The organism is Kitasatospora sp. NPDC004614, from assembly GCF_042873675.1.
In the GTDB taxonomy this organism is placed as follows: domain Bacteria; phylum Actinomycetota; class Actinomycetes; order Streptomycetales; family Streptomycetaceae; genus Kitasatospora.
The window spans coordinates 64,799-78,616 of the sequence record NZ_JBIALR010000005.1; the positions used below are offsets into that span (position 1 = coordinate 64,799).

Genomic DNA, 13,818 nt, shown 5'->3' on the forward strand with positions numbered 1-13,818 from the left:
GGGTCAGGGGTGGGTCAGGGGTGGGTCCGGGGCGCCCTCCGGGAGAAGTCGGGGTTAAATCGTTTGACGGGAACGCTGCTCGACTCGTAGAACAGTGTTCGTTAGAAGAAACACCGTTCACTGCGCGGCCCACCGTCCACCGCGCCCTGGCATTCAGCAGGAGTTAGCAATGACCGATGCGGTCGGACTTACCACCTCGGCGAAGCCGCCCGGCGCGGCCGAGCCCTACCGTTGGCGCTGGGTCGCGCTGTTCGTCATCCTCGCCGCCGAGGTGATGGACCTGCTCGACTCGCTGGTGACGAACATCGCCGCGCCCGCGATACGGCAGGACATCGGCGGCGGCGAGTCCACCATCCAGTGGCTCGGCGCGGCCTACACGCTGGCGATGGCGATCGGCCTGATCACCGGCGGCCGGCTCGGCGACATCTTCGGTCGTCGGCGGATGTTCATGCTCGGCGCGGCCGGGTTCACGCTCGGCTCGCTCGCCTGCGGCGTGGCCCAGGAGCCGTGGCAGCTGATCGCCGCCCGGATCGCCCAGGGTCTGCTCGGCGCCGTGATGCTCCCGCAGGGCCTCGGCATCATGAAGGAGATCTTCTCGCCGAGCGAGCAGGGCACGGCCTTCGGCCTGTTCGGTCCGGTGATGGGCCTGTCCACGGTCGGCGGCCCGATCCTGGCCGGCTGGCTGATCGACGCCGACTTCGCCGGCACCGGCTGGCGGATGATCTTCCTGATCAACATTCCGCTCGGCCTGTTCGCCCTCATAGGCGGCCGGGTGTTCCTGCCGGCCCAGGCGGAGGGGCGCACGGTCCGGCTCGACCTGGTTGGCGCGCTGCTCGCGGCGCTCGGCGCGGCCACCGTCATCTACCCGCTGGTGCAGGGCCGTGAGCACGACTGGCCGCTGTGGGCGTTCGCGCTGCTGGCGGTCGGCGTGGCGGTGTTCGGAGTGTTCGGCTGGTACGAGGTGCGGCGCAAGGCCACCGGAGCGGACCCGCTGGTCGAGCCCAGCCTGTTCGCCAAGCGCGGCTTCAGCGGCGGCATGGTGCTCGGCCTGATCTTCTTCACCGCCATGACGGGCTTCTGGCTGACGTTCAGCCTCTACACCCAGCTGGGTCTGCACTACAGCCCACTGAAGTCCGGCCTGGCCGGGGTGCCCGCCTCGATCGGCATGGTGATCGCGTTCGTCACCTCGCAGGCGCTGCAGCGCTTCGGCCGCAAGGTGATGCACGCGGGCCTGCTGGTGATGCTGGCCGGCGTGCTCGGGCTGATGTACACGCTGCACAGCCAGGGCGCGGGCGTCACCCCGTGGCAGACCGTGCTGGCGCTGCTGGTGACGGGCCTCGGCATGGGCCTGGTGATGGCACCGTTCTTCGGCATGGTGCTCGCCTCGGTGGACACGCACGAGACCGGTTCGGCCTCGGGCACGTTGACGGCCGTTCAGCAGCTGGGCGGCGCGCTCGGCAGCGCCATCCTCGGCACGGTGTTCTTCGAGCGGCTGAAGACCGCCGACTTCGCCAACGCCGAGCAGCTCACCCTCTGGTTCGAGATCGGCATGATGGCCGTGGTGTTCGCCGCCATCTTCCTGCTCCCCAAGCACGCCCGCCCCGAGGGCGCCGAGGGTGCGCACGGGGAGAGCGCCGAGGGTGCGGAGGCACCGGCCGAACCCCGCAAGGAAGGGGAGCACCAGGCGGTGTGACGTCTCGTCAATGACGGTCCGGCCGATCGGCCGCCCCGGGCATCAAGCGCCAGGGGCGACCGACCGGCCGGTCACTCGGATCGGATCCGCCGTCGGCCGTCGGCCGACGGTCAATCGGGTCCGCCGTCCGCCGGCGGCCGTCGATCACCGGCCCTCGGCCGTCAACGTTCAGCCGTTGTACGCGGCGAACATCTTCGAGAACTGGTAGGGGGTCTGCGGAATGTTGGTGCACTTGGGCAGCGAGCCGGTGCAGGCGTTGGCGTCCCGGGTCATCTCCCAGAAGGCCAGCTCCCCGAGGTGGTTCTGCTGGGCGAAGGTGAGCAGCTGCTGGGCGTCGGAGATGCCGAACACCTCGGAGCTGGTGTCGTTCTGGCCGAGCATCGGGGTGACGCCGACCATGGCGTACGCCTGAGCGTCCGTCAGGTTGGTCCACACGGAGCGGATCTGCGCCTGGGTGGACTGGGCGGACTGGATCGCGTAGGCGCCCATCTTGCCGGCGGGGCTCGGGGCGGCCCAGTCGCCGAAGTCCATCGCCATGACGTTGACCAGGTCGACGGCCAGCCCGGCGTTCTTGGCGGACTGCAGGATGTAGACGCCGTCGGCGGTGAGTCCGCTGGGTAGCACCGGCAGGGTCAGGCTGACCTTCAGGTCGCGGCCCTTGGCGCGCTGCGCGGCCTGCACCTGGGCGAGGGCGGCGGAGCGGCGGTCGACGGAGGCGTGGTCGGTGACGGCGGTGCCCTCGATGTCGAAGTCGACCCGGTCCAGCGTGTAGACGTCCACCACCTTCTGGTACTGGGCGGCGAGCGAGGCCACGGTGGTGCAGGACTGCGCCAGTTCGGTACCGTTCGCGCCGCCGAACGACGGGCGGACGTCGCCGCCGGCGGCCCGGATGGCGTCCATGTCGTCCTTGTCCCAGCCGGTGGCGGGGTCGTACGCGCCGAACCAGCTGGCGGTGCAGGGCTGGCTGCCGTTGATGATGAAGGCCAGCGAGAACTCCTTGAGTCCGCTGGCGGCGGAGAGCGCGGGGAGGCTGGGCGTCGGGTAGGCGCCGAGGTCCACGTAGGGCGCGGCGGTGCCGGGTGTGGTGCCGGTGCCGGCGGTGGCGGTCACGGCGGTGGAGGCGGCGGACTCGTTGCCGGCGGCGTCGAAGGCGCTGACGGTGAAGGTGTGGCTGCTGCCCTGGAGCAGCCCGCGGACGGTCGCGCTGGTGCCGGTGGCGGTGGCGACGACGGTGCTGCCCTCGCGCAGGTGGTAGCCGGCCACGCCGACGTTGTCGGTGGCGGCGTTCCAGCCGAGGGTGATGCTGCCGGGCCCGGTGGCGGTGCTGCGCAGGCTGCCGGGGACGGTCGGCGGGGTGCTGTCGGCGGGCGCACCGGCGCACGGCAGGTTGTTGATGGTGCAGTTGGCGGGCGCGGTCTGGGTGGCACCGCTGGTCACGCCGAAGCCGACAGCGGGGGCGCTGGCGCCGGGGGCGAGCGGCGAGGCCCAGGTCGGCGAGGTCACCGTGTAGTGGGTGCCGGTGGAGGTGCTGGTGGAGGTGAGGGTGCCGTTCCACAGGCTGGAGACGGTCTCGCCGGTCGGCAGGTCGAAGGAGAGCAACCAGGTGTTGACGGTGGTGTTGGTGTGGTTGGTGACGGTGTAGCTGGCCTGGAAGCCGTTCGACCAGCTCTGGGTCACGGCGTAGTCGGCGACCAGTCCGGAGATCCCGGCGGCGTTGGCCGTGCCGGCCGAGGTGGCGGCCAGCGGCGCGACGAGCAGGGCCGTGGTGGCGGCGAGAGACAGGGTGACGCGCCTCATGGGCGGGTTCTCCTCGACGGTGTGGGGGAGTGGGGTGGTGCAACGGGTGCATGGGGTGCACCGGCTGCGGTGCGGCGCGGTGCGGTGCGCGGTGCTGGGGGCGGACTCAAGATGGTCCAGACCAATTGGGGCCGTCAAGGTGAAAGCCTGTGGTTTTGCAGAGAGTTGACGGTTCGTCGAGGCGCGGGCGGGACGGGACGGGCAGGCGGCGTCGGGGCGGCGTCGGAGGCGGCGTCGAGCCAGCGTCGGGGCAGCGCCGGGCTCCGCGGCGGGTCGGCTCCGGGCCGGTTCTGGGGCGCTCCGGCAGGCCGTGGTGTGGGGAGGGTGCGGCAAAGGGAGTGCGATGGCTCCGGCAGGCCATGGTGACGGAGGGCGCGGCCCCGGAGCTGTGGGGGATGGGGCCACGCCACCCGCCTGACTCGCGTCAGGCGTTCATGGGCCGTCAGGCGGTGACGGCGGCGTTGCGCATCCGGCGGGCCAGGTACACGCCCGAGGCGGTTGCCGACAGCAGGCCGGCGCCGGCCAGGCCGAGCAGGGCGTTGCTGCTGTTGGTGTGGGTCGACGCGGCGGTGCTGGTCGCGGCGGTGCCGGCGGCGGCCTCCTGGGCGGTCAGGGCGTCGCCGCCGTGGCCGGTGTGGGAGACGGAGGAGTGGTCGGCGCCCGCGGCGATCTGCGCCTCGGTGGGCGCGGACGGCGTCTGGGCGGCGAGCGCGCCGGCCGCGGCCGCGGTGCCCGAGCCGAATTCGACGTCCGAGCAGCCGAAGAACGCCTCCGGGCTGTCGGTGCGCTGCCACACCATGTAGACGATCTGACGACCGGTGCGCTGCGGCAGGTTGACGTTGACGTTGTAGTAGCCGTTGTCCGAGGTGCGCGGGCTGGCGAAGGTGGCGATCGGGTTCGCCAGGTCCAGGTTGGACCACTTCAGCGGCTGGGTCGGGTTGTAGCTGCTGTTGGTGATGTACAGCGTCATGACGCCCTGGTGGGGCGCGGTGACGCGGAAGTTGAAGGTCTTCGCGCCAGCCGCCACCGAGGTGGCCGGCCAGTCGGTGCGGGCCCAGTCCAGGGCGCGGTACTTGTCGCGGTTGGCGGAGCACAGGTGGCCGTCGGGGATGATCTGCTGGGCCTGCCCGTTGGCGCTGGCGATGTTGACCTCGTTCCAGTCGTACAGCGGCTGGGTGCCGCTGTCCGCGACGAGGTCCTTGCAGACCTGGGACTTGGGGGCCTCGGGGCCCTCCGCGTAGCAGGCGGCGACGCGGCTGGCGGGGCCGAACATCGCGCCGTGGGCGCCGGCGGTGCCGGCGGCGAAGGTGGTGGCGACCAGGGCGCCCGCGCCCACCGCGGACGCGGTGAGCAGACGACGGGACCAGGACATGGTTCTCCTCGGAAAAGTGCCGGGTCGATGGTGGGGGAAGGGGCGGACGTACGTCCGCCCGACGCCCAGGGAGCGACCCGTGGGCGGCGCGGTGTGGACCCGGCACACCGCGAACGGACCGAAGGCTACGATTGGCCTATACCAATTGACAAGTGTCTGCCACATTCGGCCGGTGCCCCGATGGCGGCATCCGGCCACCCGCAACACCGTTGGCGAGCCGCCGACCTGGCGTTGCGTCAGAATCCGCCGACCGCGCGCTCGGCGAAAAGCACCAGCGGAATCGGCCTCCGACCAGGCCCGGAACCTACCGCCGCCGTACCCGCCGGGCTACGTCCACCCGCCCGCGCGGCCACCTCCACCCTCCGCGCGCGGTGTGCGACGGCTCCGGCGGATAAGGAGGTCATAAGCCACCGATAACCCGCAGCCAACCCGCCAAAGGTCCGCCGAAGCCCCGCCCGGCGGCCCACCCAAGGCCCCGCCCGGCGGCCCCGCGCGCGCCCGCCCGATGCCTCGTCAGCTCCCGGGCGCGGTCAGCGAGCTGAGCAGGCGCGCCGTGTCGAGACCGGTCTCCAGGTAGGCGACGAAGAGTTCGTTGTTCAACGCCCAGGGCGAGCGCCGTGCCCGTACCCGGCGGATCGCCCCGGCGGCGTCCGCACCCAGCTCGACCAGCGCCTGGGCCACCACCAGCCCGGACCGGTTGTAGCCGGAGTGGCAGCGCACCAGCACCCGGCGCCCGGCTGCGACCGCCGCCGCCGTGTACTCGGCCGCGGCCTGGACGGCGGCCAGCTGCCCGGCGTCCAGCGGGTCGTCCGGCACCTCGGCGACCAGGTGTTCGACGCCCGGGTCGGGCCCGTGGCCGGGTGCCGTGAACAGGCTGACCACCAGGTCGAACTCGGCGCCGACGCAAACGAACTGGAGCTCACCGGTGGGGTCGTGCCAGTAGTGGCCGCCCATCCACAGGCCGGGTGCGACCTCGTTCCACGGCTCCTCGGGCGGCCCCGGCAGGTCGGGACCGTCCTTCCGTCGGGTCTTCATGTCATCGCCTCCCCGCCCGACAACGCGATCGGTCCGGGCACAGTTCCCGCAAGCACCGGGGCCGGGGCGGGGTTCGCCGGGCGTTCATGCAGGGAACAGGTCGCGGTGGGGCTTCGTTGGGGCGGGGTCGGGAGGTTGGTCGGCGCCGTGTTCACACCGAACCGAGGGACGGAAACCGTGATCGAACCGCGCGCCCCGAAGTGGCGTCGTCGCCTCTCGCTGCTGCTGGCCGCCGTCGCGTTGCCGGCCGTCGGCGTGGGAGTGCTGACCGCCGCGCCCGCCGCCGCCGCGCCGACCGACGACATCCGCCTGAACGAGGTGGTGACGACCGGGTCGGTGAACGACTCGATCGAGCTGTACAACAAGGGCACCGCGACGATCGACCTGTCGGGGTGGATCCTCAAGGACGACAACGACAGCAACAAGTACAAGATCGCCTCCGGCACCAGCCTGGCCCCGGGCGGCTTCAAGGCCTTCGACGTGCACGGCAGTTTCGGCCTCGGCTCCGCCGACAGCGCCCGGCTGTACCTGGCCGACGGCACCACCCTGGTCGACTCGTTCAGCTGGAGCTCGCACTCCAACCCCTCCTGGTCGCGCTGCGCCGACGGCACCGGCGACTGGACCCAGGCCGCCACCCTGACCCTCGGCGCCGCCAACAACTGCGGCTCCGGCGGCGGCGGTTCCACGACCCCGGTGGCCTGGCCCGGCGGTTCGACGGTCGCCACCGCCGACGCCGCCAACGTGTTCGGCACCGACCTGTCCGGCCTCTACCAGGAGGGCGGCGTGATGTGGGGCGCGCAGAACTCCGGCAAGCTGTGGCGGCTGGTCCCGAACGGCTCCGGCGGCTGGACGCCCGACACCGCCGGCGGCTGGGGCTCCGGCAAGGCGCTGCGCTTCCCCGGCGGCACCGGCACCCCCGACGACGAGGGCGTCACCCTGACCGGCGCGGGCTCGGTCGGCGGCGTGTACGTCTCCAGCGAGCGCAACGCCGACGCCTCGTCCACCAGCCGGCTGTCCGTGCTGCGCTACGACGTGTCCGGCACCGGCAGCACGCTGACCGCCACCCGGGAGTGGAACCTCACCCCCGACCTGCCCGCCACCGGCGCCAACCTCGGCCTGGAGGGCATCACCTGGGTGCCCGACAGCTACCTCACCGGCGCGGGCTTCAAGGACGCCGCCACCGGCGCCGCCTACGACCCGAGCCGCTACGCCGCGCACACCGGCGGCGTGTTCTTCGTGGGCGTCGAGGGCTCCGGCACCGTCTACGGCTACGTGCTGCTGGAGGCCGGCGGGTTCACCAAGGTCGCCACCCTCAGCAGCGGCATGGCCGGCGTGATGGAACTCCAGTGGGAGCCGCAGGCCAACCGGCTCTGGGTGGTCTGCGACGACACCTGCTCCGGCCAGCACCGGGCCTTCCAGGTGAACACCGCCGGGTCCTTCGCCGTCACCGCCGTCCACAACCGCCCCGCCGGTATGCCGAACATCAACAACGAGGGCTTCACCCTGGCCGGCGCCGACGAGTGCGTGGGCGGCAGCAAGCCCGTCTACTGGTCCGACGACAGCAACACCGGCAGCCACGCACTGCGCAAGGGCAGCATCAACTGCTGATCCGGCATCAGAGGTCGGCGGGCGGCGAGGTCTCGGCGACCGGGCCGTACTCGGCGAGGCCGGTGGTGGACCGGAGACGGTAGCCATCGGCCTCGCAGGTCAGCGTCAGTACGGACAGCCGGCCGTCGGCGTCGACCAGCAGGTCGGCGACGCAGTCCGAGGCGTGATGCTGGGCCAGCTGCGAACGGGAGGCGGTGTCGAACGCCCCGGCGACCGTCGCGAGCGGGAGTCGCCCGACCAGGTGGAAGCCCATGCCGCCGCGGAGTGTCCGGATCCTCGCCCGCCCGCGGAAGGACCCCGGGTCGTTCCGCAGCAGTTCCCGGGCCAGCACGCGGTGGTCGGTGAGCAGCGGCTCCGGCGGGCGCGGCGACCGCACCCACGCGGCGTCGTCGGAGCGGGTGTACGCGGCTTCCCGGGTGATCGTCAGATATGCCTGGCTTCGGGCCTGTTGCTCCGCAGAAGCCGATATCACGCTGAGTGCCCCGGTCTGCTGGTCGTCCGACACGTTGACCACGCCCTGCCGCCGCACGGTGCGCGTGCCGTCCGTGACTTCGACGTTGAGCACCGCGGAGAACGGCTGCGCGGGCAGCGCGAGAGCCGCCCGGAGCTCGGCCAACTCCTGGTCGGGGCTGACCGGCCACGCCGCGCCGGCCGACGCGGGTACGGCCCGTGCGCCGGTCGGCGCGGGCAGCGGCCTCGGCGCGGACACGCCCCCCGAACACCCCGTCAGCGCGGCCGCCAGCACCCCTGCGGCCACCGTGACCACCACACCGCCCCTGTGCGTCACCACGGACCCCAACCCCCACCGCAACCCTCGACTTGATCAGCGACCGACACGTTGTCGCAGGTCAGGGGTGGAGCGCAAGGGATTTCGGCCGGTGGACCGAGAAAGTTCTCAGGAGGTGAAACCGGCGTGAACGTGGTCGTGGTGGGTCGGGTCGCTGAAGAACTGGCTCGCCGCCTGTCCGCCGGACAGCAGGCGCGGGCCGCCCACGTTGTACGAGCCGGCGGCCGCGGCGGCGCGCATGAAGGAGTCGACCAGGTCGGTGGGGGTGGCCGGGTCCACCACCGGGTGGCCGTCGATCTGCCAGGTGTCGAAGGCCTTCCCCAGCGGGTGGTCGCTCGGCCGGTCGGTGCCGAACACCAGCAGCGGATGGCCGGAACGCACCACGCTGACCTGGAAACTGTACGGACCGGCCAGCGTCAGCATCGCGCTCAGCACCGAGTCGTGGACCTGCCCGCTGCGCACGTCGGCCGCGGCGGCGGGCGGCAGCACGATCCGGGGCTGGGCGAGCACCCGGGTCGCCGGGTCGGAGAGGGTGGCCGCCGGCGGGCCGGGGTCGGCGGGGTGCAGGGCGGTGACGTCCCACCGGGGGTCGGCCCGGGACAGCCGCACGTCGACCGTGGTGCCCGCGGACTGCGGGGCGCCGTTCGGCCCGGCCAGCCACTGGCGGCACACCACCAGGACGCTCGCCGAGTCGCTCAGCAGCCCGCCGTACTGGGCGTCGATCACCTCCACCGCGGCCTGCGGGGCGTCCGCCAGCAGCGCTCCGCCCTGTTGGGCGAGCCCGGCCGGCAGCCCGAGCGCCGCCACCCGCTGCCCGGCCGCCGCCGCGCCCTGCCCGCCCGGCGGCCAGGTGCCGATCGCCTCCACCACCTGCACCGCCCGGAGTTTGACGTCCGGTTGGAGTTCGCCCGGCCCGGGCTGCCAGGCGGCGGGGGAGGGGAACGCGGACCCGGCCGGGGACGGGGACGGCGAGCCGAAGGATCGGGCGATCGGGTGGGAGGCGGAACAGGCCGTCAGCGCGGCGCAGCCGAGTCCGGCCAGCAGGGCGGCCCGGCGGGGGAGACCAGGTGTGCTCATCCGCCCACTATCGGCGGCGGCCTGGCGGCGGCGTGAGGTGACCCGCCGTCAGGTCAGCAGATGGCCGAGGTAGCCACCGGCGGCGATCAGCCCGGTGGCGAGGCAGTACGCCTGGGCGAAGCGGGTCAGCCGGGGGTCGCGGAGGAACGCGTCGTGGGTGGGCGCGAGCAGGCGGATGCCGCGACGCAGCAGGCCGGTGAGGCCGGCGCCGCAGGCCAGCAGGCCGAGGCCGACCAGCGCGGCGCGCCCCGCCCAGTCGCGGAAGGCGGCGGCGGTGCAGGTGCCGTCGTCCGCGCAGTGCACGTTCACCACGGCGCCCTCCGCGAACCTCCTTGGCGCGTCGATCAGTTGTGCGGGACCGGCGGGGACGGTGCCGTGGCAGGTGGTGGTGGCGAGGCGGAGGGTGCGGACGGTACTGCATGAGGAGACGGTCATCGGCACCTCGGGCCGGCGGCGGGCGTCCGCCAGCTCCGTGAGCCGGGCCGCGCCGGTCACCAGGATGCCGACGCCGACGGCGGTGAGCAGCAGCGTCATCAGCAGGCCGACCGCGTTCGCCCGGACCGAGAGGCGCCCGCTGGTATTCCGGTTCCGTTCCTGGGTCATGACGGGCCATCACCTTCTTCTCGTGCGGGTGCGCCGGGTGCGAGCCGCGGTGTCGGACGACTCCGTGCGACTCCGGATTCCGGAGGCAAGCCTGAGGCCGGGAGGGCTTTCGCTTATACCCCTGGGGGGTATATCGTTCAGTCATTGAGAGGGCGACGAGCCCCCCGGGGACGCAGTACTCACTCGAGGAGATGCCATGAACAGCCACGCCGGACACGAGCACGCCGCACACAGCCACGCGGGCCACGGCGGCCACGCGGGCCACGGCGACGCCCAGGCCGGGGGACTCTCGGTGTCGGAGAGCGGCTACACCTTGGAGCTCGACGCGACGATCCTCGGTGCCGGTCCGCAGACGATCACCTTCCGGGTGACCGGCCCCGACGGGCGACCGGTGACCGAGTACGTCTCCGAGCACGAGAAGGAGCTGCACTTCATCGCCGTGCGGCGCGACACCACCGGCTTCCAGCACGTGCACCCGGTGCGGGACGGCAAGGGCGTCTGGACCACCGAGCTGACCCTGACGCCGGGCGACTGGAAGTTCTTCACCGACATCCACCCGGCCGCCCACACCGGAACCCTGACGCTCGGCGCCGACGTCGCCGTCGCCGGTGCCTACGACCCGCGCCCGCTCCCGGAGACCACCGGGATCGCCCGGATCGGCGACTACGCGGTCACGCTCGACGGCGAGCTGCTGGCCGGCGAGGCGAGCGAGCTGACCCTCACCGTCAGCCGCGACGGACACCCCGTGACCGACCTCGAGCCCTACCTGGCCGCCTACGGACACCTGGTGGCGCTGCGCGTCGGCGACCTCGGCTACCTCCACGTCCACCCGGAGGGCGCCCCCGGCGACGGCGTCACCGCTCCCGGCCCGGAGATCTCCTTCATGGCCGTCGCGCCCTCGGCCGGCACCTACCGCCTGTTCCTGGACTTCCAGCACGAGGGCACCGTGCGGACCGCCGAGTTCACGGTGCGCACCACCACGAAGACCGCCACCGCCACCGCCACCGCTGCGCCGGAGCACGAGCACCACGCCCACCACGGGCACCACGGTCACCACTGAAAGCGCGACCCCCGTCCGCTCCGAAGAAAGGAGTACGCACATGCCCCGCCTCACCGCCCTCACGCCCGACACGGCAGTGGGCGCCTCGCGCGACCTCCTCGCCGACCTGGTCTCCCGGCACGGCAGCATCGGCGACATGGTCTCCACCATGGCCCACTCACCGGCCGTCCTGGGCGGATACCTCCAGCTCAGCCGGGCCATGGGCCGCGCCAACCTCGACCGCAGGATCAGCGAACGGATCTCCGTCGCCATCCAGGTGCAACAGGGGTGCGGCCGCTGTCTCGACGCCCACGTCGGCGCCGCCCGCGCGCTCGGAGTGGACGAGGACGAGATCGAGCGGGCCCGCAAGGGCACCTCGGCCGATCCCGCGATCGCGGCGATCATCGCCCTCGCCCTCCAGGTCTACCGCGAACCGACGTCGATCACCGACGAACAGGTCACCGCGCTGCGCGCGCACGGCTACAGCGACCGCGCGATCGCGGATGTGGTCGGCGTCGTCGCGCTGAACATCCTCACCGGTGCCTTCAACCTCCTGGCCGGCCTCACGCCGGGAAACGAGGGCGACACCGATGAGTAGCGACAACACCCCTGCCTGTATGTGCGGGGCACGGCCGCCACCCCGGAGGCCGTGCCCGGCCGCATGGACCCGGAAGGAACCCGTCATGCGACTGTTCGCGATCCGTGACTACCGCCACCTCTTCGCCGCCCAGGTCATCGCCCTCTTCGGCACCGGACTGACCACCGTGGCCCTCGGCCTCCTCGCCTACGACCTCGCCGGGCCCCGCGCCGGCACAGTGCTGGGCACCGCACTGACCGTCAAGATGGTGATGTACGTGGTCATCGCGCCGCTGGCCGCCGCGTACATCGACCGGCTCCCCAGACGAGCCGTGCTCGTCGCGCTCGACGTGATCCGCGGCTCGGTCGTCCTGCTGCTGCCGTTCGTCAGCGAGATCTGGCACGTCTACGTCCTGATCGGGCTGCTCCAGGCCGGTTCCGCGGCGTTCACGCCGACGTTCCAGGCCGTCATCCCCGACATCGTCACCGACGACGCCGCCTACACCCGTGCGCTGTCCGCCTCCCAGGTGGCCTCCACCATGGAGAGCCTGCTCAGTCCCGTGCTGGCCGGCCTGGCCTTGACGTTCCTGAGTTTCGACCGGCTGTTCCTCGGCACCTCCGTCGGGTTCCTGCTCTCCGCGCTCCTCGTTCTGTCGACCCGCATCCCGAACGCCCGCCCGAGCGCCCACAGCAAGGCCTGGGACAAGGCGGCGGCAGGGATCAGGACCTTCCTCACCACACCGCGGCTGCGCGGCATCATGGCGCTGAACCTGACGGTCGCCGCCGCCGGTTCGATTGTCGTGGTGAACACCGTCAACTACGTGCGTGACGAGCTCGGCGGCTCGCAGTCGGACGTCGCCTGGATGCTCGCCGCCTCCGGCACCGGAACGCTGCTGGCCGCGCTCGCGCTGCCCCGGGTCCTCGACCGGATCGCCGCCCGCACCGTGATGATGGCCGGCGCCGCCGTCCTGGTGGCCGCGACCGCCGCCGCGGCGACCGTCATCGCGGCCGGGATCGCCACCTGGGCCGGTACGGCCGTCATCTGGATCGCGACCGGGATCGGCATGGCGCTGATCATCACCCCGACCGGCAAGGTCCTGCGCGCCTCCGTCGGACGCAGCGCGATTCCCGAGGTGTTCGCCGCCCAGTTCTCGCTCTCGCACCTGGCCTGGCTGATCACCTACCCGATCGCGGGCTGGCTCGGCACGACCGCCGGCTACCCGGTGACCTGGACCGTTCTGGCGGGCCTCGCCGCAGCGGGAGCCACCGGCGCCCTCGTCCTGTGGCCGCGCCACGACGGGCCGGAGACCACCAGTACGACGGTGGCAACCGCCCGGCACACCCCGGAGAACCTGGTCAAGGCCGCGTGAAGCGCCATTGCACAGAACGGGCCCGGACCGCCGACGCGGTCCGGGCCCTTCTGCCGACGGGGCGTCAGGTGAACACGTGGACCAGGAACCCGACGAGGCTGAGCAGTACGGCGGCGATGGCCGCGGTACCGGGTCGGTCCAGGAAACCGCGCAGGCCGGTTCAGACGAGGACGCCCGCGACGATGCCGAGCACGAGGACCGTCGCGAAGAATGCGAGCGTCGCCACCACGGTGGATCGGCGGCGGAAGAAGTCGTCGTGCCAGGGCGCGTAGCGGTGGGTCAGGACGCGGCTGCCGGTGTAGACGCCGGCGGAGAGGAGCAGCACGCCCAGGGTGATCTGGAAGACGCCGGGGAGGCCCCAATCGCCGAGGTCGGTCCGGCACGAGCCGCCCGGAGTGCAGCGGACGTTCACCACTTGGCCGCTCTGCAGGACGTCCGGAGCCTCGTTGAGGTGCCACTGCTCGGTGGTGACGCCGGACGGTCCGTCGGTGCCCCGGCCGTAGCAGGTGATCTCCGGCTGGCGATTGCGTGAGCTCGGGGGAGGCGTGACGCTCTCGCAGGAGCTGACGGTCATTCTCAGCTGGGGGAGGGAGGCGGCGTCGTTCATGGTCCGGAGGTTGCCCGTTCCGAGGACGAGCGCGACGGTGCCGAGGCCCAGCCCGATCAGGCTGATCGCGATGCCGAGGCCCGGTCTGTCGGGATCGAACCGGTCCGAGCCGTTCCACATCCGCGGCCGCTTCTTCTCCTGCTCGCGCCGCGCGGCAGCCCGGTAGGCGTGCGCTTCCTGTCTGCGTTTTGACATGACGGTTTCCCCAGCCCCTGGTGCACGTGACCGTGCGGCCCACAAGTTACTCGCGCCGC

Annotated in this window: 12 protein-coding genes; 5 read left to right on the top strand and 7 right to left on the bottom strand. The window is 72.3% G+C overall.

Features of this window, described 5'->3' with window-relative positions:
* The first annotated feature begins 169 nt into the window (after positions 1-169).
* Entirely contained in the window at positions 170-1,693 is a 1,524-nt protein-coding gene (locus tag ACFYST_RS14135; protein ID WP_387862062.1) for an MFS transporter, read from the top strand.
* 168 nt (positions 1,694-1,861) lie between these two features.
* Here ACFYST_RS14135 and ACFYST_RS14140 read toward each other — a convergent pair whose 3' ends face one another.
* From ACFYST_RS14140 to ACFYST_RS14150, 3 genes are all read right to left on the bottom strand, one after another.
* Positions 1,862-3,490, bottom strand: a complete 1,629-nt coding sequence (locus ACFYST_RS14140) for a cellulose binding domain-containing protein (RefSeq protein ID WP_387862064.1) — start codon at positions 3,488-3,490, stop codon at positions 1,862-1,864.
* 442 nt (positions 3,491-3,932) lie between these two features.
* Positions 3,933-4,862: a lytic polysaccharide monooxygenase gene (locus ACFYST_RS14145; RefSeq protein WP_387647991.1), complete on the bottom strand. Its 930-nt coding sequence runs from the start codon at positions 4,860-4,862 to the stop codon at positions 3,933-3,935.
* Positions 4,863-5,375: 513 nt separating this feature from the next.
* Entirely contained in the window at positions 5,376-5,897 is a 522-nt protein-coding gene (locus ACFYST_RS14150) for a protein phosphatase (RefSeq protein ID WP_387862066.1), read from the bottom strand.
* Between the two features lie 177 nt (positions 5,898-6,074).
* On the opposite strand from ACFYST_RS14150, the gene ACFYST_RS14155 reads away from it, so the two are divergent.
* Positions 6,075-7,505 (top strand): lamin tail domain-containing protein, encoded by a 1,431-nt coding sequence (locus ACFYST_RS14155; RefSeq protein WP_387862069.1) that lies wholly within the window; start codon positions 6,075-6,077, stop codon positions 7,503-7,505.
* A gap of 7 nt (positions 7,506-7,512) precedes the next feature.
* On the opposite strand, the gene ACFYST_RS14160 is transcribed toward ACFYST_RS14155, so the two are convergent.
* The 3 genes from ACFYST_RS14160 to ACFYST_RS14170 all read right to left on the bottom strand — a co-directional run bounded on the left by ACFYST_RS14160 (position 7,513) and on the right by ACFYST_RS14170 (position 9,972).
* Positions 7,513-8,295, bottom strand: a complete 783-nt coding sequence (locus ACFYST_RS14160) for a hypothetical protein (RefSeq protein ID WP_387862072.1) — start codon at positions 8,293-8,295, stop codon at positions 7,513-7,515.
* A gap of 105 nt (positions 8,296-8,400) precedes the next feature.
* Positions 8,401-9,369, bottom strand: coding sequence for a hypothetical protein (locus ACFYST_RS14165; protein ID WP_387862073.1), 969 nt, complete (start codon positions 9,367-9,369; stop codon positions 8,401-8,403).
* A gap of 48 nt (positions 9,370-9,417) precedes the next feature.
* Positions 9,418-9,972, bottom strand: a complete 555-nt coding sequence (locus ACFYST_RS14170; protein ID WP_387862076.1) for a hypothetical protein — start codon at positions 9,970-9,972, stop codon at positions 9,418-9,420.
* Positions 9,973-10,168: 196 nt separating this feature from the next.
* Here ACFYST_RS14170 and ACFYST_RS14175 point away from each other — a divergent pair, with 196 nt between their 5' ends.
* The 3 genes from ACFYST_RS14175 to ACFYST_RS14185 all read left to right on the top strand — a co-directional run bounded on the left by ACFYST_RS14175 (position 10,169) and on the right by ACFYST_RS14185 (position 12,957).
* Complete coding sequence (locus tag ACFYST_RS14175) at positions 10,169-11,032, top strand: hypothetical protein (RefSeq protein ID WP_387862078.1); 864 nt, start codon at positions 10,169-10,171, stop codon at positions 11,030-11,032.
* 40 nt (positions 11,033-11,072) lie between these two features.
* The gene (locus ACFYST_RS14180; RefSeq protein ID WP_387862079.1) at positions 11,073-11,609 is read left to right on the top strand and encodes a carboxymuconolactone decarboxylase family protein; all 537 of its coding nucleotides are present in this window, start codon (positions 11,073-11,075) and stop codon (positions 11,607-11,609) included.
* Between the two features lie 85 nt (positions 11,610-11,694).
* Entirely contained in the window at positions 11,695-12,957 is a 1,263-nt protein-coding gene (locus tag ACFYST_RS14185) for an MFS transporter (RefSeq protein WP_387862082.1), read from the top strand.
* A 160-nt stretch (positions 12,958-13,117) separates the two neighbouring features.
* Here ACFYST_RS14185 and ACFYST_RS14190 read toward each other — a convergent pair whose 3' ends face one another.
* Entirely contained in the window at positions 13,118-13,759 is a 642-nt protein-coding gene (locus ACFYST_RS14190; protein WP_387862085.1) for a hypothetical protein, read from the bottom strand.
* Positions 13,760-13,818: the final 59 nt, after the last annotated feature.